8 protein-coding genes are annotated in these 19,105 nt (G+C 60.4%); 6 read left to right on the top strand and 2 right to left on the bottom strand.

All coding sequences use genetic code 11. The features are described 5' to 3' along the window. Nucleotides 1–7,150, top strand: a 7,150-nt coding sequence (locus HB676_RS30825; RefSeq protein WP_213742266.1) for a VCBS domain-containing protein, incomplete at its 5' end; no start/stop codon positions are given. A 203-nt stretch (nt 7,151–7,353) separates the two neighbouring features. On the opposite strand, the gene HB676_RS30820 is transcribed toward HB676_RS30825, so the two are convergent. Beyond that, nucleotides 7,354–8,682, bottom strand: a complete 1,329-nt coding sequence (locus HB676_RS30820; protein WP_213742265.1) for a sensor domain-containing diguanylate cyclase — start codon at nt 8,680–8,682, stop codon at nt 7,354–7,356. A 578-nt stretch (nt 8,683–9,260) separates the two neighbouring features. Between HB676_RS30820 and HB676_RS30815 the strand changes: the two genes are divergently transcribed. The 3 genes from HB676_RS30815 to HB676_RS30805 all read left to right on the top strand — a co-directional run bounded on the left by HB676_RS30815 (nt 9,261) and on the right by HB676_RS30805 (nt 14,964). Continuing rightward, nucleotides 9,261–10,877, top strand: coding sequence for an ABC transporter transmembrane domain-containing protein (locus HB676_RS30815; protein ID WP_213742264.1), 1,617 nt, complete (start codon nt 9,261–9,263; stop codon nt 10,875–10,877). Beyond that, nucleotides 10,874–13,093: an ATP-binding cassette domain-containing protein gene (locus HB676_RS30810; protein WP_213742263.1), complete on the top strand. Its 2,220-nt coding sequence runs from the start codon at nt 10,874–10,876 to the stop codon at nt 13,091–13,093. The genes HB676_RS30815 and HB676_RS30810 overlap by 4 nt, the downstream gene beginning before the upstream one ends. A gap of 476 nt (nt 13,094–13,569) precedes the next feature. Further along, nucleotides 13,570–14,964 carry a PAS domain-containing protein gene (locus tag HB676_RS30805; protein ID WP_346347463.1) on the top strand — a complete coding sequence of 465 codons (1,395 nt, stop codon included), beginning with the start codon at nt 13,570–13,572 and terminating at the stop codon, nt 14,962–14,964. Nucleotides 14,965–16,409: 1,445 nt separating this feature from the next. Here the strand turns inward: HB676_RS30805 and HB676_RS30800 are convergent. Continuing rightward, the gene (locus HB676_RS30800; protein ID WP_213742262.1) at nt 16,410–16,850 is read right to left on the bottom strand and encodes a DUF983 domain-containing protein; all 441 of its coding nucleotides are present in this window, start codon (nt 16,848–16,850) and stop codon (nt 16,410–16,412) included. An 80-nt stretch (nt 16,851–16,930) separates the two neighbouring features. Between HB676_RS30800 and HB676_RS30795 the strand changes: the two genes are divergently transcribed. Continuing rightward, nucleotides 16,931–18,313 carry a PLP-dependent aminotransferase family protein gene (locus HB676_RS30795; RefSeq protein ID WP_213742261.1) on the top strand — a complete coding sequence of 461 codons (1,383 nt, stop codon included), beginning with the start codon at nt 16,931–16,933 and terminating at the stop codon, nt 18,311–18,313. A gap of 519 nt (nt 18,314–18,832) precedes the next feature. Beyond that, nucleotides 18,833–19,051 carry a hypothetical protein gene (locus HB676_RS30790; RefSeq protein ID WP_213742260.1) on the top strand — a complete coding sequence of 73 codons (219 nt, stop codon included), beginning with the start codon at nt 18,833–18,835 and terminating at the stop codon, nt 19,049–19,051. Nucleotides 19,052–19,105: the final 54 nt, after the last annotated feature.

Below are 19,105 nucleotides of genomic sequence, written 5' to 3'. Positions count from 1 at the left end.
TACCCATGAGGTCAGCGTCACGATTGCTGGCACCAACGATGCCCCTGTCATCAGTGGCACGGCGACGGGCTCGGTCACCGAGGACGAAGTCCCGACGGCATCCGGCAAGCTCGACGTCTCGGATGCCGACATCGGCGATAGCGCGACGTGGAGCGTGGCGGACGATCATGGGTCGTACGGTGCGATCACGATCGACCAGAGCGGCCACTGGACCTACACGCTGGACAATGACTCGGCGCAGGGCCTGAAGACCGGCGAGACCCGCACGGACATCTTCCAGGTCACGGTGACCGACAGTGCCGGGGCCATCGCCACCCATGAGGTCAGCGTCACGATTGCTGGTACCAACGATGCCCCTGTCATCAGCGGCATCGCGACCGGAGCGGTCACCGAGGATGATGAGCCGAGTGCATCCGGCAAACTGATATCCACCGACGTTGACCAGGGTGATACGGCCACATGGACTGTCGTGAACGATGGTCACGGCAGCTATGGATCGCTGAGTGTCGATCAGGACGGCAATTGGGCCTATACGCTGGATGATCGGGCGCAAGCGCTGGGCGCAGGTGAATCGCATCAGGATATCTTCACGGTCACGGTGACCGACGGCGCGGGCGCCGTTGCCGAACAACAGGTGATGATCAACGTTGCGGGAAAAAACGACGCTCCGGTCGTCGAGTCCGCATTGGCCTTCTCGGTAAACGAGGACGGCACGATCACGATTTCGGATACCCAGTTCCTCCACGGCGCTTCGGACCTCGACAGCCCGACGTTGAGCGTCGCCAATCTGGTGGTAAACGGTGGCGTTGGCTCGTTGAGCGGTGCGGACGCAAACGGTTACTACACTTATACGCCGCCGCCGGATTTCAGCGGCGACATCACGCTGTCTTATGATGTAACGGATGGACAAGCCTATACACATCAGACCGCAACGGTCGACGTCATTCCGGAGGCGGATGCACCCGATCTGACGGTGTCGATCGGGCCCGGCACCGAGGTTGGCGGTAGTGGCAGCGGTGGTGAGGGCGGCAACGCTCCTGACCTCGGCATTGATATTTCGATCACCGATCCGGGTCACTACGATCAAACCGGCACCGAGGGCAGCGACTGGATTCGGGCTGGCGAGGGCGACAACGCCATCAAGGCTGGGGGCGGTGACGACATCATTTATGGCGATATGGATTATCAGTCGTCCGGCAAGGACTATATCGATGCGGGAGCCGGAAACGACACCGTCACCGGCGGAGACGACAGCGACCGGATCGTTGGTGGTGAAGGTAACGATACGATCTATGCCGATTTCCAAAACGTCTCATCCAATCCCGGCAACGACGTGGTCGATGCAGGTGCGGGCAACGACACTGTCTTTGGCGGCGATGGTGACGACAAGATTGCGGGGGGCAGCGGTGATGACGTGCTGTACGGTGATTTTGATTACCAGACCAAAGGCGGCAACGATCAAATACTTGGCGGCGAAGGCAACGATCTCATCATCGGTGGCGCCGGCGACGACAAGATCGCCGGCGGCGATGGCAACGACACGATCTATGGCGACTATCGCTGGAACACCAGCGCCGATGGCGACGATATCATCTCCGGCGGCAAGGGCGACGACACGATCTACGGCGGTGGCGGAAAGGACACCCTCGTGCTCGAGGGAAATCGCAACGAATACCAGATTACGCAGAACGCGGACGGGTCATTCACCATTGTTGATACGGTTGCGGACCGCGACGGGACCGACAAGGCCTATGATATCGAAAACTTCAGTTTTGCCGATGGCGACATCCCGGCATCGGATATTCTGACAGGTGGCGGCAGCAGCGGACCTGCCGGCATCCAGTATCCCGTGAACATCGCGACGGCGCTGACCGATACGGACGGCTCGGAAACACTGTCCAATATCACAATCGATATGTCGAATGTGCCGGTTGGCACGACCTTCAGTGCCGGTTCCGAGGTTGAAGGCAACTGGGTGCTGACACCGGATCAGTTGCCTGGCCTGACGATGACGGTGCCGAAAGGCGCGCCGGCGTTCGATCTGAATGTCAGCGTCACCTCTACGGAATCCGCCAATGGTGACTCAAGGACGACAAATGTGTCGGTCCATGTTGGCGGGGCTGACGACAATTCGTCCGGAGGCAGCGCGCCAATCTCGCCTGTCAAGACGCCGGACAGCGCGGCGGAGCCCGTGGTCGTGGTGCCGCCGGTGGTGGATGCCGACCATGCTCCGGTGATTGCAGGCGCAACGACGGGCGACGTGAAAGACGCCGGTCCCGACAGCGCTGCCAGCGGGCAACTAACCTCGACGGACCCGGATGCGGGTGATACGGCGACATGGGGCGTGGTGAATGATGGCCATGGTACCTATGGCGACCTGACCATCGACGAAAATGGCAACTGGACCTACACGCTGGACGACGGACCGGCTCAGGCATTGAAGGAAGGCCAGACGGCACAGGACATCTTCACGGTCACGGCAACGGATGAATCCGGCGCGACGACCGGGCAACAGATCGCGGTGACGGTGACCGGCACCAATGACGCACCGGTGATCTCGGGCGTCTCGACAGGCGAGATCAAGGATGGCGGCACGCCGACGGTCGGCGGCCAGCTCGTTGCCACCGATCCCGACGTCGGCGATACCGCGACATGGGGCGTCGGCAATGATGGCCAGGGCACTTACGGCGAACTGACCATCGGTCCGGATGGTCACTGGACCTACACGCTGGACGATGGATCGGCGCAGGGCCTGAAGGAAGGCCAGAACGCGCAGGAAATTTTCACGGTCACGGCGACCGATGAATCCGGCGCGACCGTCGAACATCAGGTCACGGTAACGGTGACCGGTACCAATGATGTCCCGGTGATTTCCGGCACCTTCACCGGCGCGGTGACCGAGGATGAGGCGACGACCGCAAGTGGCAGGCTCACGGCAAGCGATCCCGATATCGGTGACACCGCGGCCTGGAGCGTCGTGAACGATGGCCACGGTAGCTATGGTCAGTTGACCCTGGATCAGGATGGCCATTGGACCTACGCATTGGATGATGCGTCGGCACAAGGGTTGCGGGCCGGTCAGACCACGCAGGATGTCTTTACGGTCAAGGTAACCGACAGCACGGGCGCCGTGGCCGAACATCAGATTGCGGTGACGGTGACGGGCACCAACGACGCGCCGGTGATTACAGGTACATATACCGGCGCAGCGCAGGAAGATGTGACGCTGGTGACAAGCGGGACGCTCACCGCTGCGGATGCCGATATCGGCGACCACTCGACATGGTCGATCGACGGCGCTGCGACCTCGGACTACGGCTCGCTTTCAATCGATCCGGACACAGGGCACTGGGTTTACACACTGAACAATACTGCGGCGCAGTCGCTGCAGCAGGGGCAGGTCGTCCACGAAACCTTCACGATCCAGGCTGCAGATACGGCTGGCGCGACCGCCACGCAGATCGTGTCAATCGATGTGACGGGCACCAACGACGTACCTCAGGTCAGTCCCGGCCTGAACAGCATCGGCAACATGAAGGAGGACACTTCCATCACCTTCAGCATGGACGATCTGTTGAAGGCTGGCCAAGTCACGGATGTCGATCACGATACGCTCAAGGTCACCAATGTCGCGCTCGATCCGTCGAGCGCGTCCAGCGGCGTGCTGGTGGACAACCACAACGGAACCTGGACCTATACGCCGGGCAAGAACGTTTCGAACGTCACCCCGCAGCTCAATTTTACGGTGGATGACGGTCATCAGGCCGTCAGCGCCCATGCCAGCGTCGCGATTCAGCCTGTCGCCGATGCGGCTGACGTTTCGATCACGGCAGGGACCGTGCGCGATGTCATCAACACCGGCTCGGCCGGCGACCTCGGCCGCATCGTGGTGCCGAACCTCACCACCAAGGCGCCGACCGAGTTCACGCTCGAATTCACCGTTCTTGGAAAATCGGTTCCCGAAAGCACGACCGGCCAGGGACCTGTGATCGTCAATATCGGCTCCGCGAGCGACAAGAACACGCTGACGCTCTGGGATCCCGCCAACATGAAGGTCGGGATGAGCAAGCCCGGCGGCGGCGACGTCAACATTGCGACCGGCATCAACCTGACGGACGGCGAAAGCCATCGTGTTACTCTGACGTGGGATGCCAAGAGCAATACGCTGAAGGTCTACGACAATGGCACGCTCGAGCTGACGACGACGCCTCCGAAGGCGTTTCCCGGCAACATGTACATGGCTATCGCGGAGAAGGCGAACACGCCTCCGACGACCGCCAGCCCTGCCGGCAGCGGCTATCGCACTACGGAGCATTTCGAAGGCACGATCTTCAACGTCGCAATGACCGACAAGGCAGAGACCGCTGCGCAGGTCAAGACGGGACCGGTGTCCGAGCAGCTTCAGAGCAATCTGCTGATCGATGTTCGTGCCCAGAATGGATCGATCGTCGATACGACCGGAAAACACTCGATCTCCGCCGTCGGCGGCTTGCATCAGGATACGGTGCCGGTGGACAGCAGTCTGGCGTCGGTGCCGGCGGGATCGACACTGCATGTCGATATTTCCTCGCAGCTTGGCGACCCGCACGACACCATCAGCCATCTTGAGGTTTCGGGCTTTGTTGCCGGAACGGTGCTGTCGGACGGGACGCACACGGTTACGGTGGGCAGTCCGTCGGACAAGATCGACGTCACGAACTGGTCGCAGGGCAACCTTACAGCGAAGCTGCCGGACGGTGTCCACCAGAACATGGACCTGCAAGTTTCCGCGACAACGTCGACGCCCCTTTATGCGACCGGCCGGGTAGATGCCAACGGCCAGCCAGTCATGGCATCCGATACGTCCACAACCACGACGGATCATCCGATCTACGTCGAGGGCGCCACGACAATGGCGCAGTCGGTCACGGCTTCGACGTTGCAGACAGCCGTTGCATCGCCGGTGACGCAGGCCAGCGACACGTCGGCCACCGATGCGTTGGCTACTGCGGTGATAGTGGATCACGCATTGTCGTCGGCGACGGCCGATGACAGCCATGCGACGACACGAGCCGTCGATCAGCAACAGACGACGGACCATCCGACCGATATGGCTGTATCGGGCGGCGCAAGCGATAGCAGCAACATTGCCACGCAGTCCGTCGATGGAAGCCCCATCATTGCGGATGCACATATGGATGCTGGGGCCCAGGCCGCATCCAGCGACCCCGCTGTAAGTAGCGTGACCACGCCATCAACCGTTGCACCGGCGGCTGCGACAGATGCCGGGCAGCCGAGCGCTGCGCCGGCCGATGCATCAGTGAACCATGTTGATGCTGCTGCAGCCACCGGCAACGCTCAGCCACCGACGGCACCCGTCGCTCCTGCGGAGTCGACGGCTCATCAGGCCGACACGGCTGTGGCGGCGGGTGCCGAGGATGGCGACAAGAGCAGTACGATGCAAGGAGCAGATCAGAGTTCGGCGGCGGATGATATGTATACAAGTGCGGCGCCCACGCCCGATGCGGATCACGCTGGTACTGGTGCTGCTGCGGCCGGCGCTCAGCCTGATGTGGCCACGGTCGCCCCTACGGATACTGTTTCGCATGCAAATGCTGTCGCTGATTCCGGCTCGGTCGAGAACGAGCACCAGGCGAGTGCACAGGATGCGGCTCATGCGGGGACGTTGACCTCGGATGCCGCGTCCTCCGCGCAGGGCTCCAATCCTTTGGTGGATAGCACCGCAGACTCCGGCTCGACCGCAGCAGCCGGCAGCAGCACCGGCACTGACGTTGCACCGCCTGCTGCTAGCGAGCCGATCGATGCGGGTGGCCATGTCACGCTGGTCAGCGTCAACGACTGGTATAACCCGAGCTGGGGCGGCGGCTATAACGCGACCTTCCAGTTGACCCTGGCGGACGACATGCTGAAGGGCGGCGGAGTCGAGGGATGGAGCTTGCAGGTTGGCCTCAACAACCCGAACGCGGTCGTCTCGACCGGCTGGCTCGACGGCTTCAACGGCACGGTCTCATTCGACCCTTCAACAGGAACGTTCACGAACGAGGGGCAGGACTACAAGCCTGAGCTGCATGCGGGGGATACCATGCAGTTCTCCGTTCAGGTGCAGAATACCGGCTTCAACATGGCCGACCTGTCGTTCTCTTACCAGGACCTCGATCCTGCACTACACGCGACGGCCGACAGCGGTGTCGATTCCGGAACGGCAGTACACGATACGATCACGCCGGCGGATATCGGTGATGTGCAGGTGGCAACCATGTCGGCGGATTTGGCCGTCGGCGATCATGGTGCGCAGGCTTTATCTCAGTCCGCCGATGTCTCAGACGGTGCTCAGTCGCATGCGGCCTCCGCCGCGCCTGCGGAGGCGCCGGCCCACACCGATGCGACCGCCAGTGCGAGCGACAGCAGTGCCACACATGGGGCGGATCCAAGTCCGACGGCGTCGTCCGAACATGTGGCTTCTACCGACTCCGACGCTGGCCACGCCGCCACCGGTCAGGATCTCGAGACGCCGGTCACGGGCAGTCATGGAACTGATCAGAGTGCCACCGCCGCGCCTGGAGAGGCGACAGCCCATACCGACGGGACCACCCATGCGGGCGATGGCGACAGCAATGTTGCACACGGAGCAGACCCAGGTCAGACGACGTCGCCCGAGCATATGGCGTCCGACGCCGGCCATCCGGCCACTGGTCAGGATATTGAAACGCCTGTCGCGGGCAGCCATTGGCACGACCACGGCATGGCCGCTCCGGAGATCGCAGATCACGGGGCCAACCATCCTCACATCGATGTCGCCCACGATCAGGCGAGCCTGGTTCCCTCGTCGTCGACGGCTGGCGCCTATCTGGACCTCGTCCAGCCGCCACACGTCGATGACCATGCGCCGACATTGCAGCCGGCCGATCATCAGTCGCCGGGCGCTGTCGAATACGGCCAGTTGAATATGGGGACCGAGCACGCGGGGCAGGAGCCGCCGCCACCCGACCACCTGTTCGCCGATGTGCAGATCGAGCACGGGCCGGCGTCGGGGTCCGGCGATCCGGGCGCGCAACAGCATCAAGTGGCCGATCATGACGCCGCAGCGGCCGCGGCGGCAGCGCCGCCCGAACCGATAGCGGTTGAGCACGGTCAGAGCCATAGCGGCTAGCGCGTGATGCGGAAAAGTATGGAGTAGCTTTTGGAAAAACATGCCATCTGGCTTCACCAGAGGGATATGCGATGGTTATTGGAATGCCGGCTGCGATCCGCTTTATTCCAATGACCCGCAGGCCGTAGCATAGCCAAGCGATTGCCGTGAAGGCCGGCGATGCAAACTCTTAATTGCATCGCGTAATTTGCACGACGGCGGATTTAGCCGGCTCCGGATGGCTCCAGCGCCCTGTGGACCTGCTCCGTCTCCACGCGATTCCGGCCTCCTTCCTTTGCCTTGTATAGCGCCTGATCTGCGCGCTTCAGGATCGCGTCCACGTCGTGCTCGTCCTGTGCCCGCGTCGCCACGCCGATACTGACGGTGAAGGGAATCGCTTTGCCAGTGCTCCAACTATGCGAGAATTCCTGCTTCTCGATGGTCGCTCTCAGCATTTCCGCCCGCGTCCGCGCCCGCTCAAGGTCCGTCCCCGGCATTGCCACGACGAATTCCTCGCCGCCCCACCTGGCGAACACATCCATATTGCGGCTGGCCGCCGTCCCCACTTTCGCGAGAACGCGCAGAACCTCGTCGCCGGCGTCATGGCCATGCGTGTCGTTGACCTTCTTGAAGAAGTCTATGTCAAGCATGACAACAGAGAGAGCATCGTCCGTCCGGAGAACGTTCTCGACGACATCGAGGAATTCTCGTCGGTTCGGCAAGCCGGTCAACGCGTCGGTGCCGGCTTCTTTCTGAAGCAGGTCCATAAGCCGGACACGATCCGAGATATCCCTGATGACGGCGGTGAATTCAAGCAAGCCGTCGACGTTTATCTTGGAGATCGCGATTTCGACAGGCAGCAGCGATCCGTCGCGATGTTGCCCGTAAATTCGATTGCGCTCGTCCATCTGCCTGGAATGAACGGGCGATCGGGCAAATTGGTGGATATGCGCGGAATGATTGGCCCGATACGCCTCTGGAAGAAGGCTGACGAGGGGCTTGCCAAGCATTTCGGAAGAATCGTATCCGAAGAGATTCTGTGCGGCGCGGTTGAACAGGGTGATATTGTGTGTCTGATCGATCGTTATGATCGCGTCATAGGCGGCGTTGACGACCGAGCGGAAGCGGGAGGTGCTCACCTCCAGTTCGTGCGTCAGAAGCATCTTCGACGTGATATCCAGGCCCGTGATAAGGATCTCGAGCACCGTGGAATCTCCGCCTGCTACATGCCGGAACGGCTTGAGTGACAGGCGCCACCAAAGGGTTCCTTCCCTCAAGTCGTAGGCTTGCTCCAGTTCCTGAGCGACTCCGGTCGAGAAGCATTCCTGAAGTTTCTTGCGAAGATCAAGCCGCGCATAACTCGGGATCAGCGTGTCTAGCGCGATGGGGAAGTTCCGGGTACCGGTGCCTCCGCGCCGACCGCCCGTCATCTCGAAGAAGTGCTCGTTACAGGCAGACACAACCAGTTCGCCTGTCTCCTCGCGACCGATGATCGCAACGCTTGCGGCAATACCATCGACAAATTCCTGGAGCTGGCGAATCCTGTTCGACATTGTAACCTCCGCTTGACGCCACTGAATGGTATCCGTGATCCTCTCGTCGCCGTCCGAGAAGAGTGCGATGTTGGGTCTTAGTGTCTGCTCACAAAAAAAGATAAAAAAGACAAAAAGATAAAGATGGATTGAAGTAAAAAGGTTCCGATGCTGTCGGAATTGCACCCGCTGCACAAGCGATCTGACCAATGAGGATATGCATCGGTTGTGTCGCTAACGCCTTCACCGGACCAAATCGGCCTTCTGCGCAGGACGGAGTTTCGCGAGATGGTGAACGCTTCGTACATGCCTCGGGCGGTGTAGCGGCCCTGTAGAAAAAGTCCTATCGTTCGCTTCCGCCGAAGTGCGGTCTTCATCGCAAATATCCGCCGGTTCGTTCAAACGAAGTATCGCAAGACTTGCGATGTCCGAAGCTTCATCTTGATTCAAATGTTCATAGTGGTTTCCGTCGATTAGCTGCGAAGGCCGCTGCATTTCGTTGACCACAATGCTCGTTTTGATCGATACCCTCACGTCTTTCGATGGACAATAATCGCGCGACGGGCGAATGCTTATCTACGCGTGCAGGATAGGAAGCCATGGCAAGCTTGAACGTGGCCAAGCCTCCAGGAGTGATGGCAGTCAGCGTCGCGGCTTCGATTGTAAGCCACATACTGGCGCTCGCGATTCCACTCGCCTTGCTTCAGACCTATGACCGCATTCTGCCGAACCAGGCCTACGGCACGACTTTCGTGCTGGCGGCGGGCGTGACCGTGGCTATCGTGCTGGAAGCCATCGTGCGATACACGAGAGCGGTGTTGTTCGCCTATGTCGGATCGGCCTTCGAGGCGGAGATGACCGTGCGTGTGCTCGACCATGTGATGCACGCCGACAGCAAGGCCTTCCATCAACTCAGCATCCCGGACTTGTCGGATGCGATCCGGGCCTCGGGCGAGGTCCGCGACTTCTGGTCCGGAAACGCGGCGGTGGCTTTGCACGAGCTGCCCTTTGCCGTGATCTACATTGCGCTGATCGCTTATATAGGCTCTTGGCTTGCCTTGATCCCGCTGGCATTCACGATCATGGCGTTGCTTGCTGCCCTGGCGGTCGTCCGGTCAGGCGCAAAGGCCCAGCGCGATGCCCACGAAGCCCAACTGCAGCGGCAGAAGCTCGGCTGGGGCATATTCAAGGGGATCGTCGAGGCAAAGGCGATGGCAGCCGAAACCCTGCTGACGCGCCGCTATCGCGATGCTGTCGCGCGCGTGATGGAAGCGACCGAGCGTATAGCCAACCGGATGGCGCTCATCAGGGAGAATGGCAGCCTGATGGCCCAATTCTCGACGATTGGCATCGTGACCGCTGGCGCCTTCATGGTCGTGGCGGGCGAGTTGACGACGGGGGCCCTCGCAGCGTGCACGCTTCTCGCGGGGCGATCGGTTGGGCCGGCGATGGGAGCCCTCGGTTATCTCGGTCGTCGCCATCAGCGGCTTGAAGCCGAAGGCAGTATCAGCAAAGTCCTGTCGCTCCCGCTGGCTCCGGTGTGGGCCGGGGCAGACATCGACGAGAAGCGTCGCTTTACCGGTGGTCCTATCGTCTTGTCGGGCCAGGCTCTGCACATGCACGGCGGTTCAGTCACTATCCCGCAGGGCACTTTCGTTCATATCGACGCACCGAATTCGCCGGTCGGCACGATGACGCTCAGGACAGTGATGCGGCTCGAGGATGCATTAAGCCTTTCCGTCACCTTCGACGGCAGGCCGATCGGCGCATACGATGCACAGGACTTCAGGGAATGTGTGACAAAGGCAAGCTCAAACGCCGAGCTGATCCGGGGCTCGCTTCTCGATAACCTCACGCTGTTCAGTCCGAACTATGAAGCGGCGGCGATCCAGCTTTCCGAACGTCTTGGCCTGAGCGCATTCGTCGATGGTTTGCGCCAGGGGCTGATGACCCCGGTCGGCTCGGGCGGTACGGAGATCGTGAGCCCAGGTATTGCCGCGCGCATCGGCCTTGTCCGCGCCCTGGTTCGTGACCCCCTTATCCTCTGTCTCGACAACGCCGACGGCTCGCTCGATCTCGACGGCGTGGCGAAGCTCCATGACCTCCTGAAGGAGCTAAAAGGCCATACGACGGTGTTTGTTGTGTCGAGCAGCCCAGCGCTGTTGCAGCTTGCCGACATGAAAGTGCGCGTCGATCGCAGAGGTGTAGCAACATGACGGAGACACTCATCTCTTCCGCTTCGTCCATCTCTTCCCCTTCGTCGGATGCGTCGCCCGCGGCGCCGAAGAGGCCGACGACCTGGTCCGAAGCGGTATGGCTGGAGCGCCTGGAAGCTGCCGTCGGCGACGACCGGCGCGCCGCGTCGCCCGTTGCGGCTGCGTTGCCAGCGATGCTTGTGGCGCTGGGGTGGCTTGGCACGGCACGGAGCTTGGCGGCCCTGCTGCCTTCCGCCGACACACCGATGACGCTGGATCATCTCGAACTGATCCTTCCCATCCTCGGATTCCGCACCCGCCGCGTGGTGGCCACAGGTGTCCCGACTGATACCAGCCGGCTGCCAGCCGGCAGTCTTGTCCGGACGCGTGCTGGAGATTTCGGGGTCTATCTCGGCCGGCCCAACGGCGAAGACCTCTGGCTGGTTGACGGCAGCTACTTCGGTCTTACGCTTTCGAATGGCGATACGATCCTCGCGGTAGAACCGGACATCAACTTCCACGCGGTCAACGAGGCGCGGCCAAATTGGTTTCGCGGTCTGTTCGAGCGGATGCGCAGCCAGATTTTCAAGCTCTTCGCCGTGAGTTTCGTCATCAACATGGCGGCACTTTCCGTGTCGCTGTACACCATGGCGGTGTACAGCGTCGTGATTCCCTCAGGGGCGACGGCCACGATCTGGAGCCTTGCGCTGCTGGCGCTTGTCGTGGTGACGGGCGGCTGGATGCTGAGTGTCGGCCGCCAGTTCCTGGGTTCGTCGATGGGAGCATGGGCGGGAACGCGCATCGGCACCGCAACCATGGGCAAGATGCTGGCGCTGCCCCTGGAGACGACGACAAGGCTTGGCGCCTTGAATAACCTGATCCGCATGCGGGGCTTCGAGAACGCGCGCATGTTTCTGAGCGGAGCCGGCGGTCTCAATCTGATCGACTACCCTTTCATCGTGATCTTCCTGGTCGTCATCGCCCTGATGGGTGGGTGGCTGGTATTTGTGCCGATCGTCGCTCTTATCGCCTATGCGGCGCTCGCCTTGCCGACCTCCGATTACGTAGGCAGCAAATCGACTGCTGCCGGCATTGCATCCAGCCGTCTTGAAGAGAACGCGGTATCTGCCTTTCAGGGTATGAACGCCTTCTATCGGGCCGGTGCTGATACCCGATGGCTTGGCAACTTCGCCAAACTCGCGCGTGAGTCGGCGTCCCGCAACCGGGACTACGCGATTGCTGTCGCCCGCGCTCAGGCGATCGGACAGGTGCTGAGCATGCTGACCGTGTTGGCCATATTGTGCGTCGGGGTCGTTCTGGTCCTAGGTGGCGTGATGCACGCGGGCGGGCTGGTGGCCGCCATGATGCTGATTTGGCGTATCACGACGCCCGCGCAGCAGGCCTTCGGTTCGATCGTTCGCTTGCGTCAGGTGCAAAGCTCCATCCGGCAACTTGACCAGCTAATGGCAACACCGGCCGAAAGCACGGGTTCCGAGTTCTCCAGTCCGGTCGGGCTCGCCAATGTCACGCTCACGGCCGAGCGAGTTTATTATAGACCCGATGCTGACTACGATGCCGCACTCAATGGCGTATCCTTTAGCGTACGCGCTGGAGAACGGCTCGCCATCGTCGGCCCCAGCGCCGGTGGCAAGAGCGTGCTTCTGGAATGTCTGGCCGGCCTGCGGCGTCCCCAGTCCGGTCGCGTTTTGATGGGTGGGCGGGACATCCGGCAGTTCGATACGACGGAATATCGTGCCTGGATCGGCTACGTGCCGCAGGTCGTCCCCGCACTGCCTCTTACCGTTCGTGATTATCTGCGCCTGCGCAATCCGACACTGAGCGATACCGATGCCTTTGCCGCCCTGGAACGCGTCGTCGGTCCAGACTGGCGGGAGCTTTCCGCGTTCGGCCGCAGCGCCGACAGAGTGCTGGATCGCGAGCTCAACCCCTTCTCGGAGGATATCGCCGAGCTGCAGTTCCGCCATCTGATCGCCTTTGTTGCGGCGACGCTCAATCGGCCGGCAATTCTGCTACTCGACGGTGACGGCATCGCCGGTACGCCGGAGTGGGAGCCGCGAATCCTGCGCTACCTCGATTCGATTCGCGGAACGACGACGGTTATCTGGGCGCCTCACAGCACCGCACATATCCAGGCCTGCCAGCAGATTGTCGTTCTGGAACGCGGAAATGTGCTGCGCGCCGGCCCAACCGCGCCGGCCCTGGCTTTGACGGCGTGACCCGTTGCGCGAATTCGCCCGGTTTTAGCCGGCGATGTAGTCCAGGACAGGAACTGAGAATTCTTCCGGCAATCGGGCGCCGCCTTGATTGAGACGCGGCTCGACACGTCCGTAGCTACTTGAATCGGCGCCATCGCCACGATCAACATTGTCGCCGCCGTCAGCCGCTGTTCTCGGAACGATCCTCTTGGCGTCCGTTTCATTTCAAATCAATTTCATCGGTCTGCTGTTTACTTCCAGTTGTTGATATTTCAATTGTAAAATTAAAGAAGTGCAATTTCTGATATACTTCTGGTAGTTTTGTACACGAAGCCACACTCCTGCTGCCATTTTTGACGACGATAACAACATAATCGTCGGAACCTATGCCCCGTCGGCACTTTCGACGACGTCACTTTTGGAAGAGCGCACGAACTGGATCGACATCTTGACGGACCAAGTGCGGGCGCAAACCAGGAATCGCGCGGAGGCATGCGGTGGCGAGCGAGGCGGATCGTAACGTGAAGGCCTATCAATCAGCTCCCCCGGCCAGCGGGCCGTTCGTCCAGCAGCCAGCCCTACAGGTTATCTACGATACTGCGCCAATCGGGCTTGCCTACTTGTCTCCCGACTGCCGCTATCTGCACATCAACCAGCGCCTCACCGAAATATGCGGCATTTCCATTGAGGGGCATCTAGGACGCACGGTGCGAGAGTGCGTACCGGCGTTGGCCGAAACGATCGAAGCAATCATCCGCTCCATCATGACAACCGGCGAGCCGGTGACCGGAATCGAGGTAGCCGGCCAGCGCCCCGATCAGATCGAGGACCGTGCGTGGGTCACCTATTGGCATCCGGTCCGGGGTCCGGATGGCGGGATCGTGGGGGTCAACGTCGCAGCCGAGGAGATCACCGAACGCAAACGCGTCGAAGCAGCACTTCGGGCAAGCGAGCGGCAATTTCACACGCTGGCCGACTCCATCCCGCAACTGGTTTGGATGGCCGAAGCCGACGGGAGGATCTTCTGGGTTAACAGCCGTTGGTACGACTACACAGGCGTCCCAACCGGAGACGGCAGTGCCCATGATTGGCAAGCGCTTCTCGCCCCGCCGTCGCTTTCGGAAGTGCGCCGCCGCTGGGCGCAGTCCCTTCAAGCCGGAGTAGCGTTGGAGATCGAGCTGTCACTGCTCGGAAGGGATGGTCAATATCGCCCATTTCTGACCCGGGCTATTCCACTTCGCGACGCGACGTCGACGATCTACCGGTGGATTGGAACCCATATCGACATCAGCGAACAGCGTCGCCGCGAAGAGCACATCCGCTTCATCATCGACGAGCTTTCACACCGGACCAAGAATCTACTTGCCGTTATCATGGCGGTCGCCAACCAGACCGCGCGATATGCGGGCGACGTTGTGCAGTTTCAAATGCGTTTTTCGGAGCGGCTGCTGGCGCTCGCGCATTGTCATGATCTGCTGGTCAAGGATAGCTGGCACGGCACTTCGTTCCACGATCTCGTATCGGCGCAGATGCGGCCCTTCAGCGAAACCAACGAAAGGCTCGACGCCGCCGGCCCCCCGATCTTCCTGAAGCCCGATGCCGTGCAACATCTGGGGCTGGCCTTACACGAGCTGGCGACCAACGCTTCAAAACATGGGGCGTTGTCGGGACCGCAGGGCGAGGTATCGATCCGCTGGCAGGTCGATGAGACGGAAGACAGGGTTCGAATCTGCTGGTCCGAAAAGGATGGACCACCTGTTACGCCGCCCCAAAAACGAGGCTTCGGCCACGTCGTGATAGAGCAAATCGTGCCTCGCGCCCTCAACGGCAGCGGTATGCTGGATTTTGCTCCTGCGGGCGTGCAATGGACGTTTGAATTTCCCCGATCATGAAAGATCGCGCGCTGGCTTAGCTCCGAGAGACCTATCCGCCCCACTGCATCATCCGGAAGGCAGAAGTAGCGGTGGATGACTTTTCGCGCGGATCAATATGGACCCTTCGAGCGTCGCGACGATGCGCAACGCGTCGAAGTTCGTGGGCGGCTCAGGGTGAACTCGATAATGATGGCGCATGCTGCGGCTTGCCGGCGCAGGGATCGCGGCCATCGCGAGCTTCAACTGCACAGAGCACGTCCAGAACGGACGCCACCTCCCTTTGCCGGCCAAAATCAGTGTACCGTCCCCGGTTCTCGGCAAATCCCGTCGCACGCAAGTTCTTTTGCTCTATGATCGCCGAAACTACGATCAGAACGGTGCGGGCCTAGGCACACATAGGGTGCAGCGTTATTTTGTCCGTGACTTCGGTCGGCTCTTCGGTCCCCTTGTTTGAAGCCAAAGGAATTAAAGCGGTCAACGTTGCGATGGGAACAGAAGCGTATGTCCTGACGATGCGGTATGTATACCGAAATCGGTACTGCCACGCGGTACCGGATGGGCAAGGGGCTAGCAGATCAAGGCGGCTGAGCAATGCAGTGACCGCAGTAACTAATTGAAAGAAAAGGAGAATGCTTCAGATCAGGAACATCTGAATCTTTGTCGGCTCGAAAACTGCGTAGACGGATTCACGTTTGGAATGCTAACAGAATCAACATGTTAGCGCATCGATTTTCTATAGCCCCGATGATGGATTTGGTAGAGAGTCACGCGGAATCAATTAGTTAGATCGGGATCGTGTGCAAATCCTGTGCACGAAGTTTCTACTATTACTTCCTTTTCGTTCGCACGATGTTGCCCTCCGCGACCGGTGAATGGCGACGATTTTCGTCCAGGCTCGGTGCTGTTCGCTGAGAGAGCAAGCCGATGAGTGATGAAAGTCCCGAGCGTGAAATTGGACCGACGGGCACGGCCATCGTGCAAGCCGCCGTCGACTACGACGGGTGCGCTTTACGGCGAAGCGGACATTAAGCCAGCGGTTACCGCTCAGGCGTTTCACCCAGCCATTGATCCGGGGCGATCAGCGCCGAGCGGTGGTCGATAACAAACTCCTTTGTACGAGATACACGCTCCGTTCAGAACCGCGACGGCCTTGGCTGCGTAATACTGACAGGATCCGAGGCAGGAAATGTATTTTCCAGCCCTTCCGTCAGTTCAATATCGTCGGTTTGGGCTCGTGTGGATTTCACTACGAGATGTGACAGCTTCTCTCGTTTCGTGCTGTTGGGCGTTTTGATCATAGCGTTCTCTCCTGGAGTTGAACCGAGCCTGACCGGCAAGCTGCGACGATCACCAATGGCTCGCGACAATCGCGCCCTATCATGCGGTCCGTCCGGTCCACTAATGGATGCTGGTAAAAGTGACATTCGTCGATGCCGACCGAAGGCAGCTATCTTTTCGAAATCTTATGCCGCCTTGGAAGGCGCCGCCGCGTTGAGATGCAGCGCCGCCTCCGCAAGCCGCCGTTGTCTTGAACCCTCGAAGCCGTGCATTCCTGTTTGCCACTGCAAGCCGACGATCGCGCCCTTGGTCGGCTGCAGCAGAAAAAGCGCACTGAACAGGGTCAGCGGCAGCCATACAACGAGCTGAAGCCATACCGGTGGCGCATACTCTATCTCAACTGCTAGGATCACCGGGACGATGGCGTGTCCGACCGCGATGATCACGAGATAGGCCGGAAAATCATCAGCCCGGTGATGATGAAACTCCTCGCCGCACATCTCGCAATGGTCGGCGACCTTCAGGAAACGCTCGAATAAATGGCCATTTCCACAGTTCGGACATTTGCCCAGGAAGCCGCGCCACATCGCCTTGGTGAGAGAAATCGGATCTTTGATGAGGGCCATCGAAATGCTCCTTGACCGCATTGGTTATCCATACAATAGGTGCCTCATCACCAACAATCAAAACACTTTGGCTGAAGTGCATGGTTTGGATCCCTACAATTTCGGAATGGTCGGGTCCGGTTTACAGGCGCATCGTCGATGCGCTCGAGGCGGATATTGCGAGCGGTCTTCTGGCCCGCGGAGAGCAGCTTCCAACCCATCGCGCTTTGGCGCAGTCGCTCGGCATTGATCTCACGACGGTGACTCGCGCCTATGGTGAGGCGCGGCGGCGCGGTCTGCTCGATGCCAGGGTAGGTCAAGGCACCTTCGTGTCAGAAACGACGGTACGCGCCGCCGTGGACATTGCCTATCAGGTCAAGATCGATCTCTCGATGAACGTGCCAGCGCAGCCGGTCGAGGCGAATCTCGAGACCCGCATCGCTCAGGGCCTCAGATTCATCCAGAATGAAAGCGGTTTTACGGCTCTCCTCAACTATCAGCGTCCTGGTGGCAGCGACGAGGAACGCGAGACCGCCGCCAAGTGGTTGCAGCCCCGCGTGCCCATGGCGACCGCCGAACGTCTGATCGTCTATCCCGGGACGCAGGCGGTTTTGTTCAACACATTGCTGTCGCTGACTTCTCCCGGCGACGTGGTGCTGACCGAGGCGCTCACGTTTCCCGGAATCAAGGCGGCGGCCGACAAACTCAACGTCCGTCTTGTCGGCGTGGCGATGGACGGCGAGGGGATTGATCCCGACGCGCTTAAAAACGCATGCAAGGAACACAGGCCGAAGGCGGTCTATCTCGTTCCAACCCTGCACAATCCGACAACGATCACGCTCGGTCCGGGACGCCGCGAGGCTGTTGCCGACATTATCCGCGACGCCGGGACGGTCCTGATCGAGGACGACGCCTACGGATTGCTTGAGCCGTCGGTATCACCGATTGCAAACCTGATCCCTGAGCGCAGTTATCTCGCCGTGAGCCTGTCGAAATGCATCGCGCCTGCGCTTCGGGTGTCATATGTTTTGGTGCCTAACGCGACATCGGAGCAGGTCTTGAGGAGCGGTCTTCAGGCGACGATGCAGATGTCTCCGCCGCTTATGGTCGCACTCGCCACGCATTGGCTTCGCGCCGGCATCGCCGATCAGATCGTCTCGGCAATTCGAAGCGAGGCGACTGCCCGCCAACAACTCGCGGCCAAAATCCTGAAAGGATTGAAGTTCGCCGGCAAACCAGGGGGACATCACCTTTGGCTATCACTGCCGGGTCAATGGACCCGTTCGGATTTCGTGTCGCGTCTTCTTCGAGACGGACTGGCGGTAGTCGGTAGCGAAGCATTCGCGGTCGAAGGGGCTGGTTTGCCGCCCCACGCCGTGCGCATCGCGCTTGGTGCTGCGCGCAACCGCGCCGAACTCTCCCAGGCATTGTACGTTCTTGCGGCCGCGATCAAAGCGCCGTCGACACGGATGCAGATTGTCTGAAGCCAGAAAGTGTCGCAGGCGCGGGATCCGGGAAGTCGCTCTCCAAATCTGCGGACTCCTGGAGCCGATCCTTGCTGCCGGAAAGTGTGACCGTGTCTTATCGAGAATGACAGGTTGACATTTCTCTCGAAACTCGGGTTCGGCGAGTTCGTGAACCGCAAGCTGATCCGATGGCGGCCGGCACCAGCGAGACGATCAGCACCGCGAAGGTGTCGCCAAATCCTATCACCAGCGCCTGGGGCTTGACCGCATTGCCGAGCGCAATGATCGCTTGCTGATGCGCAGCCGCGGGATCGGGCACGTCATGGGCATGAAGTAACTGGTCATCTGCGTCAGCACCATTGCCTGTCCGAATGGCTCCCCGGAATACTCAGGAAGCAGGATCGGCCCGCGTGTACTGAACGGCGTCGACTGCGTGACCACTTGGCCCAATTCGGCTTCCCCTTGTATCGCGCCGGTATTAGATTATGTTCATCATCTATAATGCGGCACCACAATCGGACGAAGAAGGAGTGGGAAATGAATCAGATTTCGTTGTCTGCGCGCGCGGAAGGATTTTGGCTGCGTACCTGGCGCCATCTCTCTGCGATCGATGAAGCCATGAGCGCCAGTGGCGTTGCGAGCGTGAACGAGATCGAGGCTCTCGATCGCCGCTTGACGCGATTGGAGGAGCAAGTGTTGAAGCTAAGTCGCGGCGGCACGTTTGTGGTTCCAGTCTCGCCTAAAGCGATCCTGTAGCTTCGCTTCGATCATCGCCCTCTGCAAAAATAGTTCTGCCAGCTGAAACCACGG

The sequence above is a fragment of the Bradyrhizobium sp. dw_411 genome (assembly GCF_018449695.1).
In the GTDB taxonomy this organism is placed as follows: domain Bacteria; phylum Pseudomonadota; class Alphaproteobacteria; order Rhizobiales; family Xanthobacteraceae; genus Bradyrhizobium.
This window is presented reverse-complemented; position numbering and strand designations above follow the sequence as displayed.

Excerpts from the sequence above, each read along its gene's own strand:
- HB676_RS30820 (WP_213742265.1), bottom strand. The coding sequence starts at position 8,682 with ATGTCGAACAGGATTCGCCAGCTCCAGGAATTTGTCGATGGTATTGCC.
- HB676_RS30815 (WP_213742264.1), top strand. The coding sequence starts at position 9,261 with ATGGCAAGCTTGAACGTGGCCAAGCCTCCAGGAGTGATGGCAGTCAGC.
- HB676_RS30810 (WP_213742263.1), top strand. The coding sequence starts at position 10,874 with ATGACGGAGACACTCATCTCTTCCGCTTCGTCCATCTCTTCCCCTTCG.
- HB676_RS30800 (WP_213742262.1), bottom strand. The coding sequence starts at position 16,850 with ATGGCCCTCATCAAAGATCCGATTTCTCTCACCAAGGCGATGTGGCGC.
- HB676_RS30795 (WP_213742261.1), top strand. The coding sequence starts at position 16,931 with ATGGTTTGGATCCCTACAATTTCGGAATGGTCGGGTCCGGTTTACAGG.
- HB676_RS30790 (WP_213742260.1), top strand. The coding sequence starts at position 18,833 with ATGAATCAGATTTCGTTGTCTGCGCGCGCGGAAGGATTTTGGCTGCGT.